Source organism: Parapusillimonas granuli, from assembly GCF_013416525.1.
Taxonomy (GTDB): domain Bacteria; phylum Pseudomonadota; class Gammaproteobacteria; order Burkholderiales; family Burkholderiaceae_B; genus Parapusillimonas; species Parapusillimonas granuli.
Window position 1 is genome coordinate 26,727 of record NZ_JACCEM010000002.1, and the last position, 18,810, is coordinate 45,536.

Consider the following 18,810-nt stretch of genomic DNA (forward strand, 5'->3'; position numbering starts at 1 on the left):
TTGCCGGCCCCGAAGGGCCGTCGGCCCCTAGGTTGCCACGTACACCGTCTGGCCCAGCAAGCGGAAGGCTTTGGTCAGATAGGTGAAGTTTTCGGAATGGCCGGCGAATAGCAGGCCGCCAGGTTTCAATGTGACGGCAAAACGTTCCAGTATGCGGGTCTGGGTCGCCTTGTCGAAGTAAATCATGGTGTTGCGGCAGAAGATCGCGTCGAAGCTCTGGCTGGGCGGCCAGTTGGGCGAGAGCAGGTTCAGCACCTCGAACTCGATCATGTTGCGCAATTCCGGCTTGACCCTGACCATGCCGGCCCGCTTGCCCGCGCCGCGCTGGAAATACTTGCGCAGGTGTTCCTCGGGCACGGGCTTGACGCGTTCCATGGAATACACGCCTTCGCGCGCGCGTTCGATGGCATGGGTGTCGATGTCGGTCGCCAGGATGGAAACGCCGCTGTCCGGGGACACGCAGGCCTCGCGCAGCGTGATGGCGATGGAATAAGGCTCTTCGCCGGTGGAGCTGGCGCAGCACCACACGGAAATGGGTTTCTTCCGGGTCTTGACGAATTCGGCCAGGATGGGGAAATGGTGCTGTTCGCGGAAAAACGCCGTATGGTTGATCGTGAACGAATTGATGAAGGTTTCCCAGTGCTCGGACTGGCTGTCGCTTTCGAGGTGGTCGAGGTATTCCTTGACGCTGGCCAGGCCCTGCCTGCGGGCCCGCATGGCGAGCGTCCGTTCGGCCATGTCGCGCTTGTGCCCGCCCAGCACGATGCCGGTGCGCGCCCGCAGGATGCGTGCCGCCCTTTCAAAATCGTTATGCCCGACCTCGGGGAGATCAGGCATGGTAAAGATGGAGTCTGCTGTAATGGACATAGATCAGGAGCGCGCGAGCGCCCCAAAATTGTTGTTGTTGTAGCCGTGGCCTGCGCCGGGATCGGGCGGGTTGTCCTGCCTGAGCCTGACGGCCGCCACGTCGATGACTTCGCCGGCATTGAGCTTGAATACCGATACCGCGTCGGCGAGCCGCGCGGCCTGGTCCTGGAGCGAACCCGCGGCCGTCGCCGCCTGCTGGACCAGCGCGGCGTTGCGCCGCACCGCGCCGTCCATCTCGGCGACCGCCTGGTTGACCTGCCCGATGCCTTCCGACTGTTCGTGCGAAGCCGCATTGATTTCCGCCATGATGGTGGTCACGCCCTGCACGGAACCGACGACTTCGTCCATGATCCGGCCGGCATCGCCCACCTGGCGCGCGCCTTCCTGGATCCGGACCTGCGATTCCTCGATCAGCGATTTGATTTCCTTGGCGGCCTGCGCGCTGCGCTGGGCCAGCGAGCGGACCTCGCCGGCCACGACCGCGAAGCCCTTGCCCTGCTCGCCCGCCCGCGCGGCCTCGACTGCGGCATTGAGCGCCAGGATGTTGGTCTGGAAGGCGATCCCGTCGATCACCCCGACGATCTCGACCATCTTGCCGGAGCTGTCGGAGATCTCGCGCATGGTGTCGACCGCTTCGGTGACCGCCGCGCCGCCGCGCAAGGCGACGCCGGAAGCGCTTTGCGCCAGCTTGTCGGCCTCGGTCGCGCTGTCGGAATTCCGCCGCACCGTGCCGGCAAGCCGTTCCATGCTGTCGGCGGTCTCGCGTAGCGCGGCGGCCTGCTGTTCCGTGCGGTTGTTGAGGTCGCTGTTGCCGGCGAAGATTTCGCGCGCGCCCTGGTTGATTTCCTCGACGCCGCCGCGCACGGCGCTTACCGTGCGGATCAGGCCGTCCTGCATGCGGCGCACGGCATCGAACAGCACGCCGATCTCGTTGCGCGAATCGACCTCGATTCTTTGGGTGAGATCGCCCCCGGCGATGCGGTCGAAATAGGCGCCGGCCCGGCGCAGGGGGCGCAGCACCATGCGGCCCAGGAAGACGTAGGTCAGGAGCGCGATGGCGACGCAGGCCAGCATGGCCGCGGCGACCAGCTTGATCACCAGCGCGTACTGCGCGCCTTCGCGCTGGTAGGTCTGGTCGATGACCTCCTGCTGGTGGGTGCGCAAGACGTTGAGCGAGGAATACAGGCTTTTTTCCAGGGCTTGCGTGGTGTTGCCCAGGAAGGCGTGATATTCGCGGATGCGGCGCTCGGACAGCAGGCCGAAGAGCGGCAGCACGCCCTGCTGCATGAGGGCCTTGTAGGCGCGCAGCACGGGCTCGTAGCGCTCCGCGCCTTCGGGCGTCGCCTTCACCAGGGCCTGGAATTCGTTGAGGCCGGTGAGCGAGCGGTCGTACTGGCTGCGGGCCTCGATGATGAGCGCGCGGGTTTCTTCGCCGACGCCGGCCGCCTCCTTGGACTGTTCGCCGCCCCAGGCCTGCGCGATGGCGGCGACGTTCGGGTCGTCGTACACGACGTGCGTGGCCACCGCCCGCCCGAGCGTGGCCTGGATGCTCTTGTAGCCGTCCAGCGCGGTCATCAGGCCCACGCCCAGTCGCTGGTTGGAGACGATGGTGTTCAATGCCTGGTTGTTCTGCCGGAGCGACAGCAGGCCCAGCGCCGCGCCCGCCACCAGCATCGCCAGAAAAAAGACGAGCACCAGGATCAAGCTGGTGCGTATCTTGAGATCGGCCAGTAAAGAACTCTTGCCCATGGCAGCCATCGCCCCTCAGGTTGATTCATCCATGCCGGCGCTTGGGCGCCGGCCCGCCTTTAGACCACCGCGCTTTCGACCAGCGCCATTTCGTCGCTGGTCATCAGTTTTTCGATGTCGACCAGGATCAGCATGCGCTCGCCCAGCGTGCCGATGCCGGTGAGGTATTCGGTGGAGAAGGCCGTGCCGAACTGCGGCGCCGCGCTGATCTGGGACGGCTGGAGCATCAGGACGTCGGACACGCCGTCGACCACCACGCCGACCACCCGGGACTTGAGGTTGAGGATCACCACCACGGTCTGGTGGTTGTATTCCACGTTCTCGAGGTTGAATTTGATCCGCATGTCGACGATGGGCACGATGATGCCGCGCAGATTGGTCACCCCCTTGACGAACGAGGGCACGTTCGCGATGCGGGTGACGCTCTGGCTGTCGTAGCCGCGGATTTCCTGGACCTTGAGGATGTCGATGCCGTATTCCTGGGCCGCGAGCGTGAACACCAGGTATTCCTGCCCCGCGGTGTCGACCTGGTTGGCGTTGTATTCGAATTGTGTAGTCATGGCGTTCTCCGAAACTTTCAAATGGCGTTATACCGACTTGTCGCGCGTGACGCGCCTCAGGGCGAAAACGTCGACGATCAGCGCGACGCTGCCGTCGCCCAGGATGGTCGCGGCGGAAACGCCTGGAATTTTCCTGTAGTTTGATTCAAGATTCTTCACCACCACCTGGTGCTGCCCGATCAGGTGGTCGACCAGCAGCGCGAAGCGGACGTCCTCCGCCTGGAGGATCACCGCGATCGCCTTGGTGATCTCGGTTTCGGCGCCCTGCACGTCGAAGATGTTGTGCAGGGCCACGATGGGCAGGTATTCGCCGCGCACGTGCAGCACGCTTTCGGTTTCCGAGATGTGGCGCACCTGTTCCGGCGCGGGCTGCATGGATTCCGTGACGTGGCTGAGCGGCAGGATGAAGGTTTCCTCGCCCACGCGCACCGACATGCCGTCCAGGATGGCCAGCGTCAGGGGCAGGATGATGCGGGTGGTCGTGCCCTGGCCGGCCCGGGACGACAGCTGGATGTGGCCGCCCATGCCCTGGATGTTCCTGCGCACGACGTCCATGCCCACCCCGCGCCCGGAGATGTCGGTGACTTTCTCGGCGGTGGAAAAGCCGGGGGCGAAGATGTACTGCCAGAGCTCTTCGTCGGGCGTGCTTTCACTGACGGGCAGGCCCTGGCTCATGGCCTTCTTGAGGATGCGCTCGCGGTTCAGGCCGGCGCCGTCGTCGGACACTTCGATGACGATCTGGCCGCCATGGTGCTGGGCGGACAGCGTGAGGTTGCCTTCGGCGCTCTTGCCGGCGGCGATGCGCACGTCGGGCGCTTCGATGCCGTGGTCTATGCTGTTGCGCACGAGGTGGGTCAAGGGGTCGATGATGCGCTCGATCAGGCTCTTGTCCAGTTCGGTCGCCTGGCCGTAGGTGGTGAGCCTGATCTGCTTGTTCATCTTCGCGGCGCTTTCCCGGACCACGCGGGGGAAGCGGCTGAAGACGTAGTCCATGGGCATCATCCGGATCGACATCACGGCTTCCTGCAGGTCGCGCGCATTGCGTTCGAGCTGCTCGATGCCGTTGAGCAGGCGGTCGTGCAGCACGGGATCGAGCGTGGACGCGGTCTGGACCAGCATGGCCTGGGTGATGACCAGTTCGCCGACCAGGTTGATGATCTGGTCGACTTTCTCGACCCCCACGCGGATGGTGCTGCTGTTGCTTCCGCCGGACGAGGCGCCGGGCTTGGCGGGCGCCTTGCCCTCGGCCTTGGGGCCGGTTTTGTTGTCGGCCTCGGGGGACGGCGGCGCGGCGGGCGCCGGTTGAGGGGTTTGGGGTGCCGGCTGGGACGCAGCCTGGGCGGCTGCCTGCGGCGCGGCGGCCGCGGGCGGCGTGGCGCCGGCTTCGGCGCCGGCCTGCGCCGCGGCGGTGGCCGGCACGGCCTCGGGGCGCACCTGGACCTGGTCGCTGTTGACGATGAAGCAGCAGACTGCTTCGAGGTCGGCGATGGACGCCGTGGTGTTCAGCCAGACCGCGAGCGTGCCCTCCCCTTTTTCCTGGTGCAGGACGTCGCCCAGCAAGGCCATTTCGGCCGCGAGCGCCTCGGCGTCTTTTTCGTTGAGCTTGTTGAGCCGCACGCACAGCGGCAGCCCGGCGGTGTCCGCGGGCGCGGCGGCGGGCTGCGGCGCGGGCTCGGGGACCTGCTGCGCGGCGGGCGCCGGGGCGGAAGCCGCCACGGCGGACGGCGCCGGCGCCGCGGCCGTGTGCGACGCGGAGGCGACAGGCGCGGCGGCGGCTTCGCCCTTCTGTTCGAGCGCCAGCTGGCGCAACTGGGCGCAGATGCGCTCGTAGGCTTCGGCGTCCGGTTCTTCTGAATTGCGGTAGGCCGCCACTTGCGCCGTCAACACATCTTTGGTTTCCAAGAAGAGATCGATCATGTCCTTACGCAGCGCCATTTCCCCGCGGCGTATGCCGTCCAGGAGGTTTTCAAGTAGGTGGGTCGTGTCGGCCAGTTGCCCGAAACAACCGAAGGTGCCGGCGCCGCCCTTGATGGAATGCGCCGCCCGGAAAATGGCATTGAGCTGATCGGGTTCGGGATTGTCGAGGTCCAGGCCGAGCAGCTGCTGCTCCATGTCGGCCAGCAGCTCGTCGGCTTCATCAAAAAAGGTTTCGAAAAACTGGCTCAGATCGACGCCGGCGCTCATGTTTGCTTCCTTCCACTGTAAAGCTCTGTCATTTTGCTGTGTCCCCGCCCAGGTTGCCACCGAATGGCAATAATCATTTACATCACGTTACCCCGGGGCATTCTAACCCCGGATCCATTGTTCAGGGCCCGATGGGAGGCACGGGCGCGATCGGCATGCCGGGCACGTTCAATATCGGCGCGTGGGCCGGCTCCAGAAGCTCCATGATATCGGCGCCCGAGCCCTCGGACGCGTTGACTTCGTCGATACGCCGCTCGGCACGGCGATTCAGCACCACTATGCTGATACGTCTGTTAACGGCGGCGGCGGGGTTATCTTTAACGAGGCTGACGCTGTCGGCCAGGCCCAGTATCCGCTTGATCCGTTTTTCGGACAGGCCGCCGGCGATCAGCTCGCGCCGCGCCGCGTTGGCCCGGTCCGCGGACAGCTCCCAGTTGCTGTAATGGCGCTCCCCCGAGGCGTACGGGGCCGAATCGGTATGCCCCGCGATCGTGATGCTGTTCGGCAACTGATTGAAGGCCGGCCCGAGATGCCGCAGGATGTCGCGCATATAGGGCTGGACCTGTGCGCTGCCGGTCGCGAACATGGGCCGGTTCTGCTTGTCCACGATCTGCACGCGCAGGCCGTCCGGGGTCATGTCCAGCAACAGCTGCGGCTTGAACTGCTGCAGCACCGGGTCGGTCTCTATCATGGTGTCCAGCTCCTCGCGCAGGCGCTCGAGCCGCTGGACGTCGCGGATGTCGCCCTCGGTGTGCGTGTCGCCGCGCGAGGGAACCGGCATGGGATTGGGAATGATGCTGGGCGAACCCGAGGGAATGACGCTGGCGCTGCGGTCGTCCTTCATGCCGCCCGTGACGGCGGTCATGAGCGGCATGCGGAAGTATTCGGCGATGACTTGCAGGTCGCGCGGCGTGACCAGCGACAGCAGCCACATCACCAGGAAGAACGCCATCATGGCGGTCATGAAGTCGGCATACGCGATTTTCCAGCTGCCGCCATGGTGGGGCTCGATTTCTTTGCGCTTGCGGCGCATGACGATGCGCGGTTCCGTCTTCTTCATGGACGGTTCCTATGCTTTCTTGCCTGGGTTCCGGGCCTGGCGAACGTGTTCCTCGAGCTCCATGAACGACGGACGCACGTACGAATACAGCACTTTGCGGCCGAACTCGACGGCCAGCTGGGGCGGGTAGCCGTTCATGCTGGCCAGCAGCGTCACCTTGATGCATTCCAGCACCTTGGCCGAGGCCACCGCGCGGCGCTCGATCACGGACGCCAGGGGCGAGACGAAGCCATAAGCCATCAAGATGCCCAGGAAGGTGCCCACCATGGCCTTGGAGATCAGGTCGGCCAGAATGGCGGGAGGCTGGTCCACGGAGGCCAGCGCCTTGATCACGCCCAGCACCGCCGCCACGATCCCGAAGGCCGGCAGGCCGTCGGACACGGCGCGCAAGGCGTGGCAGGGGTCGTTGAGCTCGTGCAGATGGGTGTCGATCTCCTGGTCCATCAGGGTTTCGATTTCGTAGGGGCTCATGTTGCCGCTGACCATCAGGCGCAGGTAGTCCGTGAGGAACTCCATGAGCTTCTTGTCGCGCAGAATGAGCGGATACTCCACGAAAATGGCGCTCGACTCCGGTTCTTCGATGTCGGTTTCGATGGACATCAGGCCGTCGCGCCTGGCCTTGTTGAGCAGCACGTAGAGCAGCGCCATGAGCTCCATGTACAGTTCCTTGCTGTACGGACTCTTGCGCATGATGGCGGGCAAGGCCTCCCCCAGCAGCTTGATCGATTTGCCGCTGCTGGCCGCTACGTAGGCACCCAGGGCCGCGCCGCCGATCAGTACGAATTCGAAGGGCTGGTACAAGGCCCCCAGGTGTCCGCCCAAAGCAACGAAGCTCCCGAACACCGAGACAAATACGATTACGAAACCGACGAGAATAAACACGGATGGGCCTTCGTTAAACACATGGCTATATGATCCCTTTTTTCACGCGCGCAAAAGCGCCATTCAAAGGGGCTTTTTGAGCCTAAATCCCCGCTCTGGGCGAACGAACGCCGCCCCGGGATGCCGGGGCGGCGTTCGTTTCGTGGTGGCGCCGGCTGCCGCGGCGCATCAGCCCGACAGCGTGCCGGACGGCCGTGCCGCCCGCTGCCCGGCCGCTCGCGGCCCGACCGCCTTGCTTGCGGCCTGCGGGATGATCGCGGCGTCGTCGTCCGGCGACGACTTGCGCGCCCGGGTCTTGCCGGCGCGCGGGGGCGGCCTGCAGATGGCGCACACGAAGTCGCCCTGCGGGTCATGGGCATGGGCGACGAAGCCGCCCTTGCAACGCGTGCAGGTGGACAGCTGCAGCATGTTGCTGTCGAAGAAACGGACCAGCATCCAGGCGCGCGTGAAGCTGAGCACGGGCTCGTCGTCGGCGCCGTCGGGGCGGCCGGCGGACGCCTGCTCGAGGTACATGCGGTAGGCCTCGACCAGCGCATGGGCCTTTTTGGCCGGCGTGTAGGTGTCCATGTATTTGTACACGCTGTAGAAAAGGCTGGAATGGATGTTGGGGAGCCAGGTCATGAACCAGTCCACCGAAAAAGGCAGCATGCCCTTGGGGGGCGAGCAGCCTTTGATTTCCCGGTACAGACGGGCCAGCCGGTCGTAGCTGAGATTGGTTTCCGCTTGCAGCACCTGCAAGCGGGCTCCAAGGCGTATCATTTCGGTGGCCAGCAGAATCTCTTCCGCTTCTTTCGCCACGCTTTTTGTTGCCATCTTGTGTATACCCGCGCCGAGTCAACCGTCTTGCTGAACAGGTTGCTGGGCCATCAGAATGGTGGAATGCGCCTGCTGCAGGACACCGCCCAGGACGTCTTGCGTGAGGGAGGTCAGGAGGTCGTAGTCATTGAGCCGGAATTTGCAGATCAGGGAACCGGACGACGCCAGCTTGACCAGTTGCGCGGGCGACAGCCGCATGACGGTTTCCGCGACGTCCGCGTCCAGGCCGAGACGGAACATGCCCGCTGCGTAGTTTTCCCGCAACAAGCGCTGTGCCAGCATCAAGTATGACAAATTGACCTCTTGAATATCACTCAATGCTGAGTTATCCATGACGGGCATCTGCCCCTCCTTAGAAATCGAACTCGCGTTACAGGATTGAAAAAATATGTAACGACAAATCAGTTAGTTAAGTACGCAAAACCAATTGTAGTGAGCAAAAATGACTACTCTTTTGATAGCCGGCAGAAAGCCTTTGCCGCGTGCGCTTTTTTGCCTCTATCGTCTATGCAAATAACGCATGGAATCTAATAGGATAGTATCAAACATTCATAGTTCATTACATTGCGCGGAAGCAGGGTTACATTAAACCCCGAGTTTTCTTACATAACTTTACACTTTCGAGCGAATAAACAACACTCATCCATAACGTAATGGTATTGAACGTACGGCAAAACCCGCCATAATGTAGCCATGACGCAGATTGTTACCCAGTACCCGGAGCCGCGCCGCGCATTCCTGGTGGCAGGGCTCGCCGCGATGCTTGCGGCATGCGCCGGTCCCGGCGGGGGCCGCCGGGGCACTGTGGCCGGCGCCGAGGGTCACGGGAGCATCTCGGTCCATCCCGAGCGCCGGGGCGACGTGGTCCTGACCGCCCTCAGCCTGCTCGAATCGAAATACCGCTACGGCGGCTCCCACCCGCAGTCGGGCTTCGACTGCAGCGGGCTGGTGGCCTATGTGTTCAACCATTCCGCCCGGCAGCGCCTGCCGCACAACACCGAGCAGATCGCGCAGCTGAGCCGCAAGATATCCAGGCGCCAGCTGAGGGGCGGCGACTTCGTCTTCTTCAATACGCTGAACCGCCCGTATTCGCACATGGGCATCTACATAGGCGAAGGAAAGTTCGTCAACGCGCCGTCCAGCGGCGGGCGCGTCCGCATCGACTCGCTGGACAACCCCTATTTCGCGCGGCGCTTCGATTCCGCCCGCACCCTGTTCAGCTCATGAGCCGCCCGGTCAGCCGGGCAGGGTCCGATAGCGGCGCGCCAGCGCAAGAAAGTCCTCCAGCTCCGGATCCACGCCGGTTTCCTCGCGCAGGACCTCCGCCACGCGGGGCGCCAGGTCTTCGGCCAGGCGGGCATCCAGGAACAGCAGGCGCGAACGCCGGGCGAGCATGTCTTCGGTCTTGCGCGCATATTCGTAGCGCGCGGCGAAGCGGAGCATGGCTTCGGTGAGCCCGTCGGCAAGCACCGCGTCGCCGCCCGGCAGCGACCGGACGAACTCGGCCTCGGCGCCGTAGGCTTCGAGCCCGGGCGCGGACGCCATGGCCGAACGGGGCGCGGCCCCCCTGCCGCCCACCAGCGCGAAGCCCGCGGTCTCGGACGGCGGAAGGCGGTCGAGCAGGCCCGCTTCCACGCATTTTTGCAGCACGTCTTCGGCCATGGCGCGGTAGGTCGTCCATTTGCCGCCGGTGACGGTCACCAGCCCGCTGGGGCTGGCAAGCACGGTGTGTTCGCGGCTGAGCTTCTTGGTGCTCGCGCCTTCGTTGTCGGGCGGGCGCACCAGGGGGCGCAGCCCCACCCATATGCTGCGGACGTCCCCGCGCGCGGGCGCGCGCCGCAGATAGTTGGCCGCCTCGCCCAGGATGAAATCGACCTCTTGCGCAAAGGCCCGGGGCTCGCGGTCCAGGGTTCCGGACGGGGTGTCCGTGGTGCCCAGTATGACTTTGCCGAGCCAGGGCACGGCGAACAGCACCCGGCCGTCCCGGGTGCGGGGCACGAGCAAGGCGTGTTCGCCGGGAAAGAATTCGCTGTCCACCACCAGATGCACGCCCTGGCTGGGCGCCACCATGGCCTGCGTGCTGCGGCCGGTGGCCGCGCCGTCCATGTGGCGGATGTCGTCCACCCAGACGCCGGCCGCATTGACGACGCAGCGCGCCCTGACGGTGTAGGACTCGCCCGTTTCCGCATCGCGGCACTGGACGCCGGCCACTTTCCCCTGGTCGTGGATCAGCCCGGTGACGGGGCAATAGTTGATGACCAGGGCGCCCTGGGCGGCGGCGGTCCGGGCCAGCGCCAGCGCCAGGCGCGCGTCGTCGAACTGGCCGTCCCAGTATTTGACGCCGCCCTTCAGCCCTTGCGCGCGCACGCCCGGTATGCAGCCGAGGGTCTCGGCCTGGCTCAGGAATTCGGTGGCGCCCAGGCCCGCCTTGCCGGCCAGCGCATCGTACAGCTTCAGGCCCACGCCGTAGAAAGGGGTTTCCCAGCATTTGTAGCCCGGCATGACGAAAGCCAGCGGCCGCGCCAGGTGCGGCGCATTGCGCAGCAAGGTCGTGCGCTCGTGCAGCGCTTCGCGCACCAGCGCCATATTGCCCTGGGCCAGGTAGCGGACCCCGCCATGCACCAGCTTGGTCGCCCGGGACGAAGTCCCCTTGGCGAAATCATGCGATTCCAGCAGCACCACGGACAGGCCGCGCAGGGCGGCGTCCAGCGCCACGCCCAGGCCGGTGGCCCCTCCCCCGATGACGACCATGTCGACGGGGCCCGATGCCGCCAGCGCCGCGATGAGGCGGGAGCGCTCTGTGGCCAAAGGTGGAACGAGACGGATCATGTGCGGGACGGCTCCAAAAAAGAAGAGGCTCCCTAAGTGTAAAGCAGCCGGGCGGAAACGGCTGTGAAACCGCCGCCCGCGCCGCCGCGGCTTGTAGCGCCCGCGGACTGCCCTTACACTTCGAACGTCTGTTTTTCCAGGTGTGCCCCATGACCTACATACTCGCGCTCGACCAGGGAACCTCCAGCTCACGCAGCATCGTCTTCGATCGGGAAGGCAATATCGCGGCCCTGGCGCAGAAGGAACTCACGCAGCACTACCCCCAGCCCGGCTGGGTCGAGCACGACCCCATGGAGATATGGCGCACGCAGCTGGAGACGGCGCGCGAAGCGATCGCCAAGGCGGGTCTCGACGCGTCGGACATCGCCTGCGTGGGCATCACGAACCAGCGCGAGACCACCGTGGTCTGGAATCGCAGGACCGGCGAGCCCGTGTGCCGTGCCATCGTGTGGCAGGACCGGCGCTCGGAGCCCATGTGCGCCACGCTGCGCGAGCAGGGCCACGACGCCCTCATACTCGAAAAGACGGGCCTGCGCGTCGACGCCTATTTTTCCGGGACCAAGCTGAGGTGGATACTGGACAACGTGCCGGGCGCGCGCCGGGCGGCCGAAAGCGGCGAGCTGGCGTTCGGGACGATAGACAGCTGGCTGATCTGGCGGCTGACCAAGGGCCGGGTCCATGCGTCGGACGTCAGCAACGCGTCGCGCAGCATGCTGTTCGACGTGCACCGCAATGCTTGGGACGACACGCTGATGGGGCTGCTGGGCATCCCGCCGGCGCTGATGCCCGAGGTGCTGCCTTCGTCGGCGCACTACGGGGAGCTGGACGCCGAGTGGCTGGGCCGCGCCATGCCGATATGCGGGGTGGCGGGGGACCAGCAGAGCGCGCTGTTCGGCCAGGCCTGCTTCACCGAGGGCATGGCCAAGAATACTTACGGAACCGGCTGCTTCATGCTGATGCACACGGGGGACAAGTTCCAGATATCCCGCAACGGCTTGGTCACGACCAGCGCGGCACAGACCGGCGGCCGGCCGGAATACGCGCTGGAAGGCAGCGTCTTCGTCGCCGGCGCGGTGGTGCAGTGGCTGCGCGACGGGCTCGGCGCCTTCCGCCGGAGCAGCGAGATCGAAGCGCTGGCGCAATCGGTGCCGGATTCGGGCGGGGTGATGCTGGTGCCGGCCTTCACGGGCCTGGGCGCGCCGTATTGGAAGCCGGATGTCCGGGGGACGATCACGGGCCTTACGCGGGGCAGCACGATGGCGCACATCGCGCGCGCGGCGCTGGAAAGCATTGCGTTCCAGAGCGCGGCGCTGCTGCAGGCGATGAGCCGGGACGCGGTGGCGGCGGGGGCGGCGCCCTTGGCCGAGCTCCGGGTGGATGGCGGAGCCAGCGTGAACGACCTGCTGATGCAGTTTCAGGCCGACCTGCTGGGCATTCCGGTGCTGCGTCCCACGATGATCGAGACGACGGCGCTGGGGGCCGCATATCTGGCGGGGCTGCATCACGGGGTCTATCAGGACAAGGAGGAGCTGTCCGCGCTGTGGCGGATAGAACGCCGCTTCACGCCCGGCATGCCGGCGGGGATGGCGGGCGAGCTCATGGAAAAATGGGAGCGCGCGGTGCGCCAGGCCTGCGCGGATTGAGGGCCGGGCCCGCCGGCCCGCTCAACCCGCGGCAAGCGCCACCCCCCCATTCAGCCGCTCCAGCACGGAACGCCGCATGGCCGGCGGCGCGTCTTTCAGCAGCCGAGGCCAGTCCGCCTGGGCGCGCCGCAAGAGATCGCGCGCCAGCGCCACATAGCGCGCGGGGCGCAACAACCCCGCGGACCGGCACAGAGCGTCCAGGTCGTCCCACCCGAAAGCCCGCAGTTTCGCATCTATGGCCCGGTTGACCGCATAATCGCCGGGCGCCACGCTGTCGAACAATGCGCTCACGCAGACCGGATCGTACAGCGGCGACAGCCGGGGCGTCCGGCCGTCGGGGTAGACCAAGGCCCAGTTCTTCAAGTGAGCGTCCGTGTTGCCCATGAGGATGAACGCCACGAAGCGCCCGATGAACTCCCGGAGGTCCGGCACCGGCGTGCCGGACAGCGCGTCCAGGATGCGCAGCATGGCGCCGTAGTCATGGACGATGCCCCGTCCGTACTTGTGGCGCGGCTCGTATTGCAGCACCTGGGCGAACTCTTCCATGTGCACGCGCAGGCCTCCGGGGCCGCGGTCGAAACGCTGGACCGCCAGCATGTGCTCGAAAGGCAGATCGGGCGGGAGGTCGGCATCGCTGCGCGAAATGATTTCAGCCCGGGCGCCGGTCAGGCCCAGCGCGCCGCACAGCTGATAGCAGACGTATTCATTCTGCACGAGGTCGGGGTGGCGGCTGGTGGGCAGCTTCAGGATGAACGAACCCGCCGCGCCCTTGCGGCGCACCACGTAGCGCCTGCCTTCGCGCACGGCCGAGAACTTCCGCACGGCGCCGGGCAAGGAAGCCGCGTCCTCGACCGGCGATTCCACGAAACCGGGCTCCAGGACGTCCAGCCCCAGGGCGGTGTGCCAACGGCGCACGACGTCGGGCACGCCTTCGGACGCGGGCACGGGCTCGACCTCGAGCGCGCCCATCAGGTCGTGGCCGGCCGCCGCCAACAGCTCGAATTCGTCGTCCGGACTGCAGTGGCGCTCCTGCGCCAAGCGTTCGCGGTTGTGGCCCTCGGGCAGCAGGTTCTGGAAATACACCGGCCAGCGGCCGTCGTTCCGGACCAGGCGCGCATCGCGCGGGGAAGACAGGATTTCGCGGGTGCCGGCTTCGTCGGCCGCGCGGAACGCCAGGGACAGCAGGGGCCGCTGCGGGTCGTTGATGTAATCGGCGTCGAAGGAAGCGCGCAGGATGTCGCCGTATTGCGACAAATAGCCGATGGCCCGCCTTTCCCGGCTGGGCAGGTGCAGATACATGCGCAGGTATTTGATGAAAGTGCTCATGGCTCGTTTCCGGAACGCCGGCCGTGCGCGCCGGTGAGCAGGTCGACGACGGACGGAGGGGCGTCGGCCCCCGGCGCCTGGCCCAGCAGGCGCCCGCCCGAGCGCACGAAAGCTTCCAGTTCCTTGCGCAGGGAGGCCGGCACCAGCATGATGTCCAGCCCCAGCACGCGCGCGATTTCCTGAAGGGTGGAAAACCTGGGGTCGAGCTTGCCGCTTTCCAGCCGCTGTATGGTCATGCGGCTCAAGCCCGCCTGCGCGGCGAGTTCTTCCTGCGTGAGCGCGGCGTGTTTTCGTGCCGCCTCCAGTTCGCGGTGGATATTGCTCATTTAAATACTCTTTTATTCAAAAATGAGTATTAATGTTAGCTTAAATGGTGCTTGAAGTCCATATAAAGCATAGTTTAGTGATCTTTTTCGCCAAAATGATCGTTTAAATGATCATCAGCGCCCGCCAGCGCCCTGGCGGCTGCCTTACAATGCGGCTATCCTACGCCGGGCATGCCATGACTGATCCTACCCTTTCCCACGCGCTCACGGTCGACTGGACCGAAGCGGGCCTGCCCCGCCGCGCATACTGGCCCGCGCCGCTGGGCAAGCCGCCCGGGCGCATCGCCGTCTGCGACGACACGCTCGGCGCCGACGCCGCATACCGCCTGGCCAGCCAGGGCACCGCCATCCTGTGGCGGGGCGATTTCCATCAAGCCAGGCAGATGCTGCCGGCTCTCGCCCGGCGCATGGACCGCAAAAGCGGCAAAGGCGCCGCTGCGCCGGCGGGCGCGGATGGAGCCGCGGAGCGCTTCCACCGCCACCGCATGAAACAGGCCCAGCGCAGCGACACCCTCAACCGCTTGCTGGTCGAGATCGGACCCGGCATGAAACTGGACCTGAACCGCGCGCCCGACGTCGCCGAGGCCTGCCGGGCCGCCCTGGGCGAGGTTCCCCAACCCTTTCTGCTGCCGCTGCGCGCCTTGCAGGGCTACATCGGCGCCTACGAATGGTTCAAGAAGGGAGTGAAGGTGCCGGGCCTGGCGCACAACATACACGTTCCTCATGGCGTGTACTCGCCCGTGCGCGGGGAATACCTGGCGCTGCTCTGGGAAGCTCCCCTGCCCTCGGATCGCCTGGCCTTCGACATCGGCACCGGCAGCGGCGTGATCGCCGCCGTCCTGGCGCAGCGCGGCGTGCGGAAAATCATCGCAACCGACGTCTCCGAGCGCGCGCTCGCGTGCGCGCGGGACAACATGCGGCGCCTTGGCTTCAGCCAGGCGGTGGCGCTGCAGCACGCCGATCTGTTTCCGGAAGGCCGCAGCCCGCTGATCGTCTGCAACCCGCCCTGGATCCCCGCAAAGCCCACGACGCCCATCGAGCACGCTATATACGACCCGGGCAACCGCATGCTGCTGGGCTTTCTGCAAGGCCTGCCCCGCCACCTGGAGCCCGGCGGCGAAGCCTGGCTGATCCTGTCGGACCTGGCCGAGCGCCTGGGGCTGCGCGCCGAGACCTTCCTGCCCGACGCCATTGCGCAAGCCGGCCTGCGCGTGCTGGGCAAGCTGGAGACGCGGCCGCTGCACCCCAAGGCCCGGGATGCCGGCGACCCCCTGCACGACGCCCGGTCGGGCGAGATCACCCGTTTATGGCGCCTGGGCCTGCCGGACGCACCGCAATGACCATCACGCGGCCATTGCCTTTAAACTAGGGCTTTACGCGTATGGGGCACAAGCCGATCATGCTGCAGAAAATCATCCTCGCCATCGCCGTCTTCATCGTCATCCTGGTCGCCCTCACCTTCGGCGAGGCCCTGCTCACCGAAGCATTCGCCTGGATCTCCCATCTTACCGGCCTGGTCATCCACAATTTCTCGGACATCTACCACGCCGTCCACGATTACGTGCGCGCGCATGCCGCCAAAGTCCTGCTGGCCCTGCTGCTGACCATACCGATCAGCCTGTGGATCATCAAAAGCAAGAGCGATGAACTGAAGAAACCGAACACGCAGCGCAAGATCGCCATCGTCCTGGCCGTCTTCCTGGGCTGGCTCGGCGCGCACCGCTTCTACCTGGGCCAGATCGGCCTGGGGGTGGTCTACTTGATCATCTTCTATGTCTTCACGCCGCTGGTCATCGTGCTGGCGCTGATCGACGCCGTCCGCTACGTTTTCATGAGCGACGACGACTTCACGCCGGCCCGGATCTGAATCGCATGTTCGCCGTCGTGGAGCCCGGCTCCGCGCAGGGCCTGAGCCCGCAGTTCGACGAAACCCTGATCGAGCTCGCCGCGGCGGGCCGGCCCGCCGCCTGCATCTGGGAGGCCGGACAAGGCCTGGTGGTGCCCCGCGGCTATGCGCGTCACGAGGGCTTCGCCGCCGCATGCGAGCGCTTCGCGCAAGCGGGCTGGCCCGTCTCGGTCCGCCAGTCGGGCGGCGGCATCGTGCCGCAAGGCCCGGGCATCGTGAACTTCAGCCTGGCCCGGGGCGTATCGGGCAAGCCGCTGGATCACTCCACGCCGGCCTATGCGCTCATATGCCGCCTCATCGGCCAGGCCCTGGAAGAGTTCGGCATCGCCGCGCACGCGCAGGCGGTGGAAGGCTCTTTTTGCGACGGGCGGTACAACCTGGCCGTCGGCAGCGGCCCGCAGGCGAGAAAGATCGCCGGAACCGCCCAGCTATGGAGGCGCCGGCCCCTGCCCGGCGGCGGCTTCCAGGAAGTCGGGCTGGTGCACGCGCTGATCCTGGTGCACACCGACGTGGCCGTCGCCGGCGCCATGGCCAACGCCTTCGAAGAGGCCCTGGGCACCAGCCGGCGCTATCTGGCGGAAAGAACCGTATCGGCGCACACGCTGTGCCGGGAGGGCGACGGCGCCGCGCTGGTGCGGGGGCTGAAGGCGGCATTGGCGCGCCTGGCCGCCGGCTGCCGCATGGAATGAAGCCGCCGCGACCGTCCAATTGCATTACAATCTCGTTAACATCACGATGCTGACAAGACATGGAACGCAAGACCGCACGCCTTACCGTGCTCATCGACCCGGCCAAGAAGAAAGCCTTTGAAAAGCTTTGCGCCAGCCAGGACATCACGCCTTCCCAAGTCGTGCGGCAGCTGATCCGCGACTACCTGGCGGACCATGGCGTCAGCTACGGCAAGCCCACCACCAACCCCAAGGTGAAAAACCGGGCGGGCTAGGGCCCGTCAACGCTAAAAGGCGGGCGGCACCGGCCCTAGGCGCCCGAAGCCGGCCGCGCGATCCCGATGCGGGCCAGGGCCTGGGCGAGGGTCGGCACCACGTCGTCGCCCAGCCTGTCGGTCAGGCCCATCTTGCGCAGCTTGCCGTACACCTTGGGGTTCGCCTCGGCCACGATGACGCGCACGCCGCGCTGCTGCAGGCTCGACACCGCGGCCTCGATGGCCTGCAGGCCGGTCGCGTCGATGAAGGGCACATGGCCCAGGCGGATGATGAGGATTTCCGGATCGCCGTGGATGTTGCCCAGCGCGCGCTGGAAGGCGTCCGCCGCGGCGAAGAAGAAGGGGCCGTCCACCGAATACACCAGCACGTTCGACGGCAATTCCTCCAGGCCTTCATGCTGCAGTTCGCGCTTGAGCGACCCGGCGTCCTGGGGGCGGACCACCACGCTTTCCGCCATGCGCCGCATGAAATGCAGCATGGCCAGCACCACGCCGATGTTCACCGCGACCACCAGGTCGGCGAACACCGTCAGGCAGAAGGTGGTCAGGAGAATGAAGACGTCGGCCCGGGGCGCGCGCTTGATCATTTTGACCACATGCCGCAGTTCGCTCATGTTCCAGGCGACCACGAACAGGATGGCCGCCAGCGTGGCCAGCGGGATGCTCGCCGCCAGCGGCGCGAGAAAGAGCAGGATGAGCACCAGCGTCAGGGCGTGCACCACGCCCGCGATCGGGCTGTTGCCGCCGTTGCGTATGTTGGTGGCCGTGCGCGCAATGGCGCCCGTGGCCGCGATCCCGCCGAACAGCGGCGCCAGCACGTTGGCGATGCCCTGGCCGATGAGCTCTTGATTGGAGTTGTGGCGCGTGCCCGCCATGCCGTCGGCCACCACGGCCGACAGCATGGATTCTATGGCGCCCAGCATGGCGATGGCGAAGGCGGGGCCGATGAGCTCGACCAGGCGCGTCATGGTGACTTGCGGCCACTGGAAGGACGGAAGGCCGCGCGGGATTTCACCGAAGGTGCTTCCTATGGTGGCGACGGACTCGAAGCCGAACGCGGCTTGTATCAGCGTGGCGACCACCAGGGCGACCAGCGGCCCGGGCACGCGCGCCAGCCTGGGCACGCGCGAGGTGAACAGGACCAGCGCCAGCGACACCAGCGCCAGCGCGGTCGTGGCCCAGTCGAACTGCGGCAGCACTTGCAGCAGTTGCCAGAGCTTTTCGTGAAAATGCCTGCCCTGCACCGCCGGCAGGCCGAAGAAATCCTTCCATTGGCCCACCCAGATGATCACCCCGATGCCCGCGGTGAAGCCCACGATGACGGGGGCGGGAATGAAGCGGATGACCGCGCCCATGCGCGCGATGCCGAAGAGCAGCAGGATGATGCCCGCCATCAGCGTGGCGATCTGCAGCCCTTCGACGCCGTGGTCGGCGACGATGCCGGCCAGGATGACGATGAAGGCGCCGGTCGGCCCGGCGATCTGCACCCGGCTGCCGCCGAACAGCGACACCGCGATGCCGGCGACGATGGCCGTGTACAGGCCTTGTTCGGGCTTGACGCCGGAAGCGATGGCGAAGGCCATGGCCAGAGGCAGGGCGACGACGCCCACGATGAGGCCGGCCACGATGTTGGGCAGCCAGTGCCGGCGGCCCAGCAGGCCTGCGCGTTTTGCTTCAAGAAGGACGAACATGCTTACCCATTCAGCCAACCACATGCGA

The 18,810-nt window shown here is 66.1% G+C and carries 18 protein-coding genes; 6 read left to right on the forward strand and 12 right to left on the reverse strand.

The annotated features are described in order from the left end of the window. Window positions 1-27 precede the first annotated feature (27 nt). The 8 genes from H0A72_RS02885 to flhD all read right to left on the reverse strand — a co-directional run bounded on the left by H0A72_RS02885 (window position 28) and on the right by flhD (window position 8,460). Window positions 28-837 carry a CheR family methyltransferase gene (locus H0A72_RS02885; protein WP_246436759.1) on the reverse strand — a complete coding sequence of 270 codons (810 nt, stop codon included), beginning with the start codon at window positions 835-837 and terminating at the stop codon, window positions 28-30. Window positions 838-870: 33 nt separating this feature from the next. Continuing rightward, window positions 871-2,616 (reverse strand): methyl-accepting chemotaxis protein, encoded by a 1,746-nt coding sequence (locus H0A72_RS02890; protein WP_180153571.1) that lies wholly within the window; start codon window positions 2,614-2,616, stop codon window positions 871-873. Between the two features lie 59 nt (window positions 2,617-2,675). Next, complete coding sequence (locus H0A72_RS02895; RefSeq protein ID WP_180153572.1) at window positions 2,676-3,176, reverse strand: chemotaxis protein CheW; 501 nt, start codon at window positions 3,174-3,176, stop codon at window positions 2,676-2,678. Between the two features lie 27 nt (window positions 3,177-3,203). Further along, a complete protein-coding gene (cheA, locus tag H0A72_RS02900; protein ID WP_180153573.1) occupies window positions 3,204-5,360 on the reverse strand; it encodes a chemotaxis protein CheA in 2,157 nt (718 codons plus the stop codon). 121 nt (window positions 5,361-5,481) lie between these two features. Next, entirely contained in the window at window positions 5,482-6,420 is a 939-nt protein-coding gene (motB, locus tag H0A72_RS02905; RefSeq protein WP_180153574.1) for a flagellar motor protein MotB, read from the reverse strand. A gap of 9 nt (window positions 6,421-6,429) precedes the next feature. Then, window positions 6,430-7,302: a flagellar motor stator protein MotA gene (motA, locus tag H0A72_RS02910; RefSeq protein WP_180153575.1), complete on the reverse strand. Its 873-nt coding sequence runs from the start codon at window positions 7,300-7,302 to the stop codon at window positions 6,430-6,432. A 168-nt stretch (window positions 7,303-7,470) separates the two neighbouring features. Next, window positions 7,471-8,115: a flagellar transcriptional regulator FlhC gene (gene flhC, locus H0A72_RS02915; RefSeq protein ID WP_180153576.1), complete on the reverse strand. Its 645-nt coding sequence runs from the start codon at window positions 8,113-8,115 to the stop codon at window positions 7,471-7,473. A gap of 21 nt (window positions 8,116-8,136) precedes the next feature. Next, window positions 8,137-8,460 (reverse strand): flagellar transcriptional regulator FlhD, encoded by a 324-nt coding sequence (gene flhD, locus H0A72_RS02920; RefSeq protein WP_180153577.1) that lies wholly within the window; start codon window positions 8,458-8,460, stop codon window positions 8,137-8,139. Window positions 8,461-8,811: 351 nt separating this feature from the next. Between flhD and H0A72_RS02925 the strand changes: the two genes are divergently transcribed. Next, on the forward strand, window positions 8,812-9,345 hold the full coding sequence (locus H0A72_RS02925) for a C40 family peptidase (RefSeq protein WP_246436760.1): 534 nt from the start codon (window positions 8,812-8,814) through the stop codon (window positions 9,343-9,345). 9 nt (window positions 9,346-9,354) lie between these two features. Here H0A72_RS02925 and H0A72_RS02930 read toward each other — a convergent pair whose 3' ends face one another. Next, entirely contained in the window at window positions 9,355-10,947 is a 1,593-nt protein-coding gene (locus tag H0A72_RS02930; protein WP_180153578.1) for a glycerol-3-phosphate dehydrogenase/oxidase, read from the reverse strand. A gap of 149 nt (window positions 10,948-11,096) precedes the next feature. Here H0A72_RS02930 and glpK point away from each other — a divergent pair, with 149 nt between their 5' ends. Further along, window positions 11,097-12,590: a glycerol kinase GlpK gene (gene glpK, locus H0A72_RS02935; RefSeq protein ID WP_180153579.1), complete on the forward strand. Its 1,494-nt coding sequence runs from the start codon at window positions 11,097-11,099 to the stop codon at window positions 12,588-12,590. A gap of 21 nt (window positions 12,591-12,611) precedes the next feature. Here glpK and H0A72_RS02940 read toward each other — a convergent pair whose 3' ends face one another. Then, window positions 12,612-13,916, reverse strand: a complete 1,305-nt coding sequence (locus tag H0A72_RS02940) for a type II toxin-antitoxin system HipA family toxin (protein ID WP_180153580.1) — start codon at window positions 13,914-13,916, stop codon at window positions 12,612-12,614. Continuing rightward, entirely contained in the window at window positions 13,913-14,242 is a 330-nt protein-coding gene (locus tag H0A72_RS02945; RefSeq protein ID WP_180153581.1) for a helix-turn-helix transcriptional regulator, read from the reverse strand. The genes H0A72_RS02940 and H0A72_RS02945 overlap by 4 nt, the downstream gene beginning before the upstream one ends. A gap of 176 nt (window positions 14,243-14,418) precedes the next feature. On the opposite strand from H0A72_RS02945, the gene H0A72_RS02950 reads away from it, so the two are divergent. Genes H0A72_RS02950 through H0A72_RS02965 form a run of 4 tightly spaced genes read left to right on the forward strand, consistent with a single transcriptional unit; the run spans window position 14,419 to window position 17,091 of the window. Next, on the forward strand, window positions 14,419-15,582 hold the full coding sequence (locus H0A72_RS02950) for a methyltransferase (protein WP_180153582.1): 1,164 nt from the start codon (window positions 14,419-14,421) through the stop codon (window positions 15,580-15,582). Window positions 15,583-15,641: 59 nt separating this feature from the next. Then, complete coding sequence (locus H0A72_RS02955) at window positions 15,642-16,109, forward strand: TM2 domain-containing protein (RefSeq protein WP_180153583.1); 468 nt, start codon at window positions 15,642-15,644, stop codon at window positions 16,107-16,109. A 5-nt stretch (window positions 16,110-16,114) separates the two neighbouring features. Further along, a complete protein-coding gene (locus tag H0A72_RS02960) occupies window positions 16,115-16,837 on the forward strand; it encodes a lipoyl protein ligase domain-containing protein (RefSeq protein ID WP_180153584.1) in 723 nt (240 codons plus the stop codon). 59 nt (window positions 16,838-16,896) lie between these two features. Beyond that, window positions 16,897-17,091: a ribbon-helix-helix protein, CopG family gene (locus H0A72_RS02965; protein WP_180153585.1), complete on the forward strand. Its 195-nt coding sequence runs from the start codon at window positions 16,897-16,899 to the stop codon at window positions 17,089-17,091. 35 nt (window positions 17,092-17,126) lie between these two features. Here H0A72_RS02965 and H0A72_RS02970 read toward each other — a convergent pair whose 3' ends face one another. Next, entirely contained in the window at window positions 17,127-18,782 is a 1,656-nt protein-coding gene (locus H0A72_RS02970) for a SulP family inorganic anion transporter (protein ID WP_180153586.1), read from the reverse strand. Window positions 18,783-18,810: the final 28 nt, after the last annotated feature.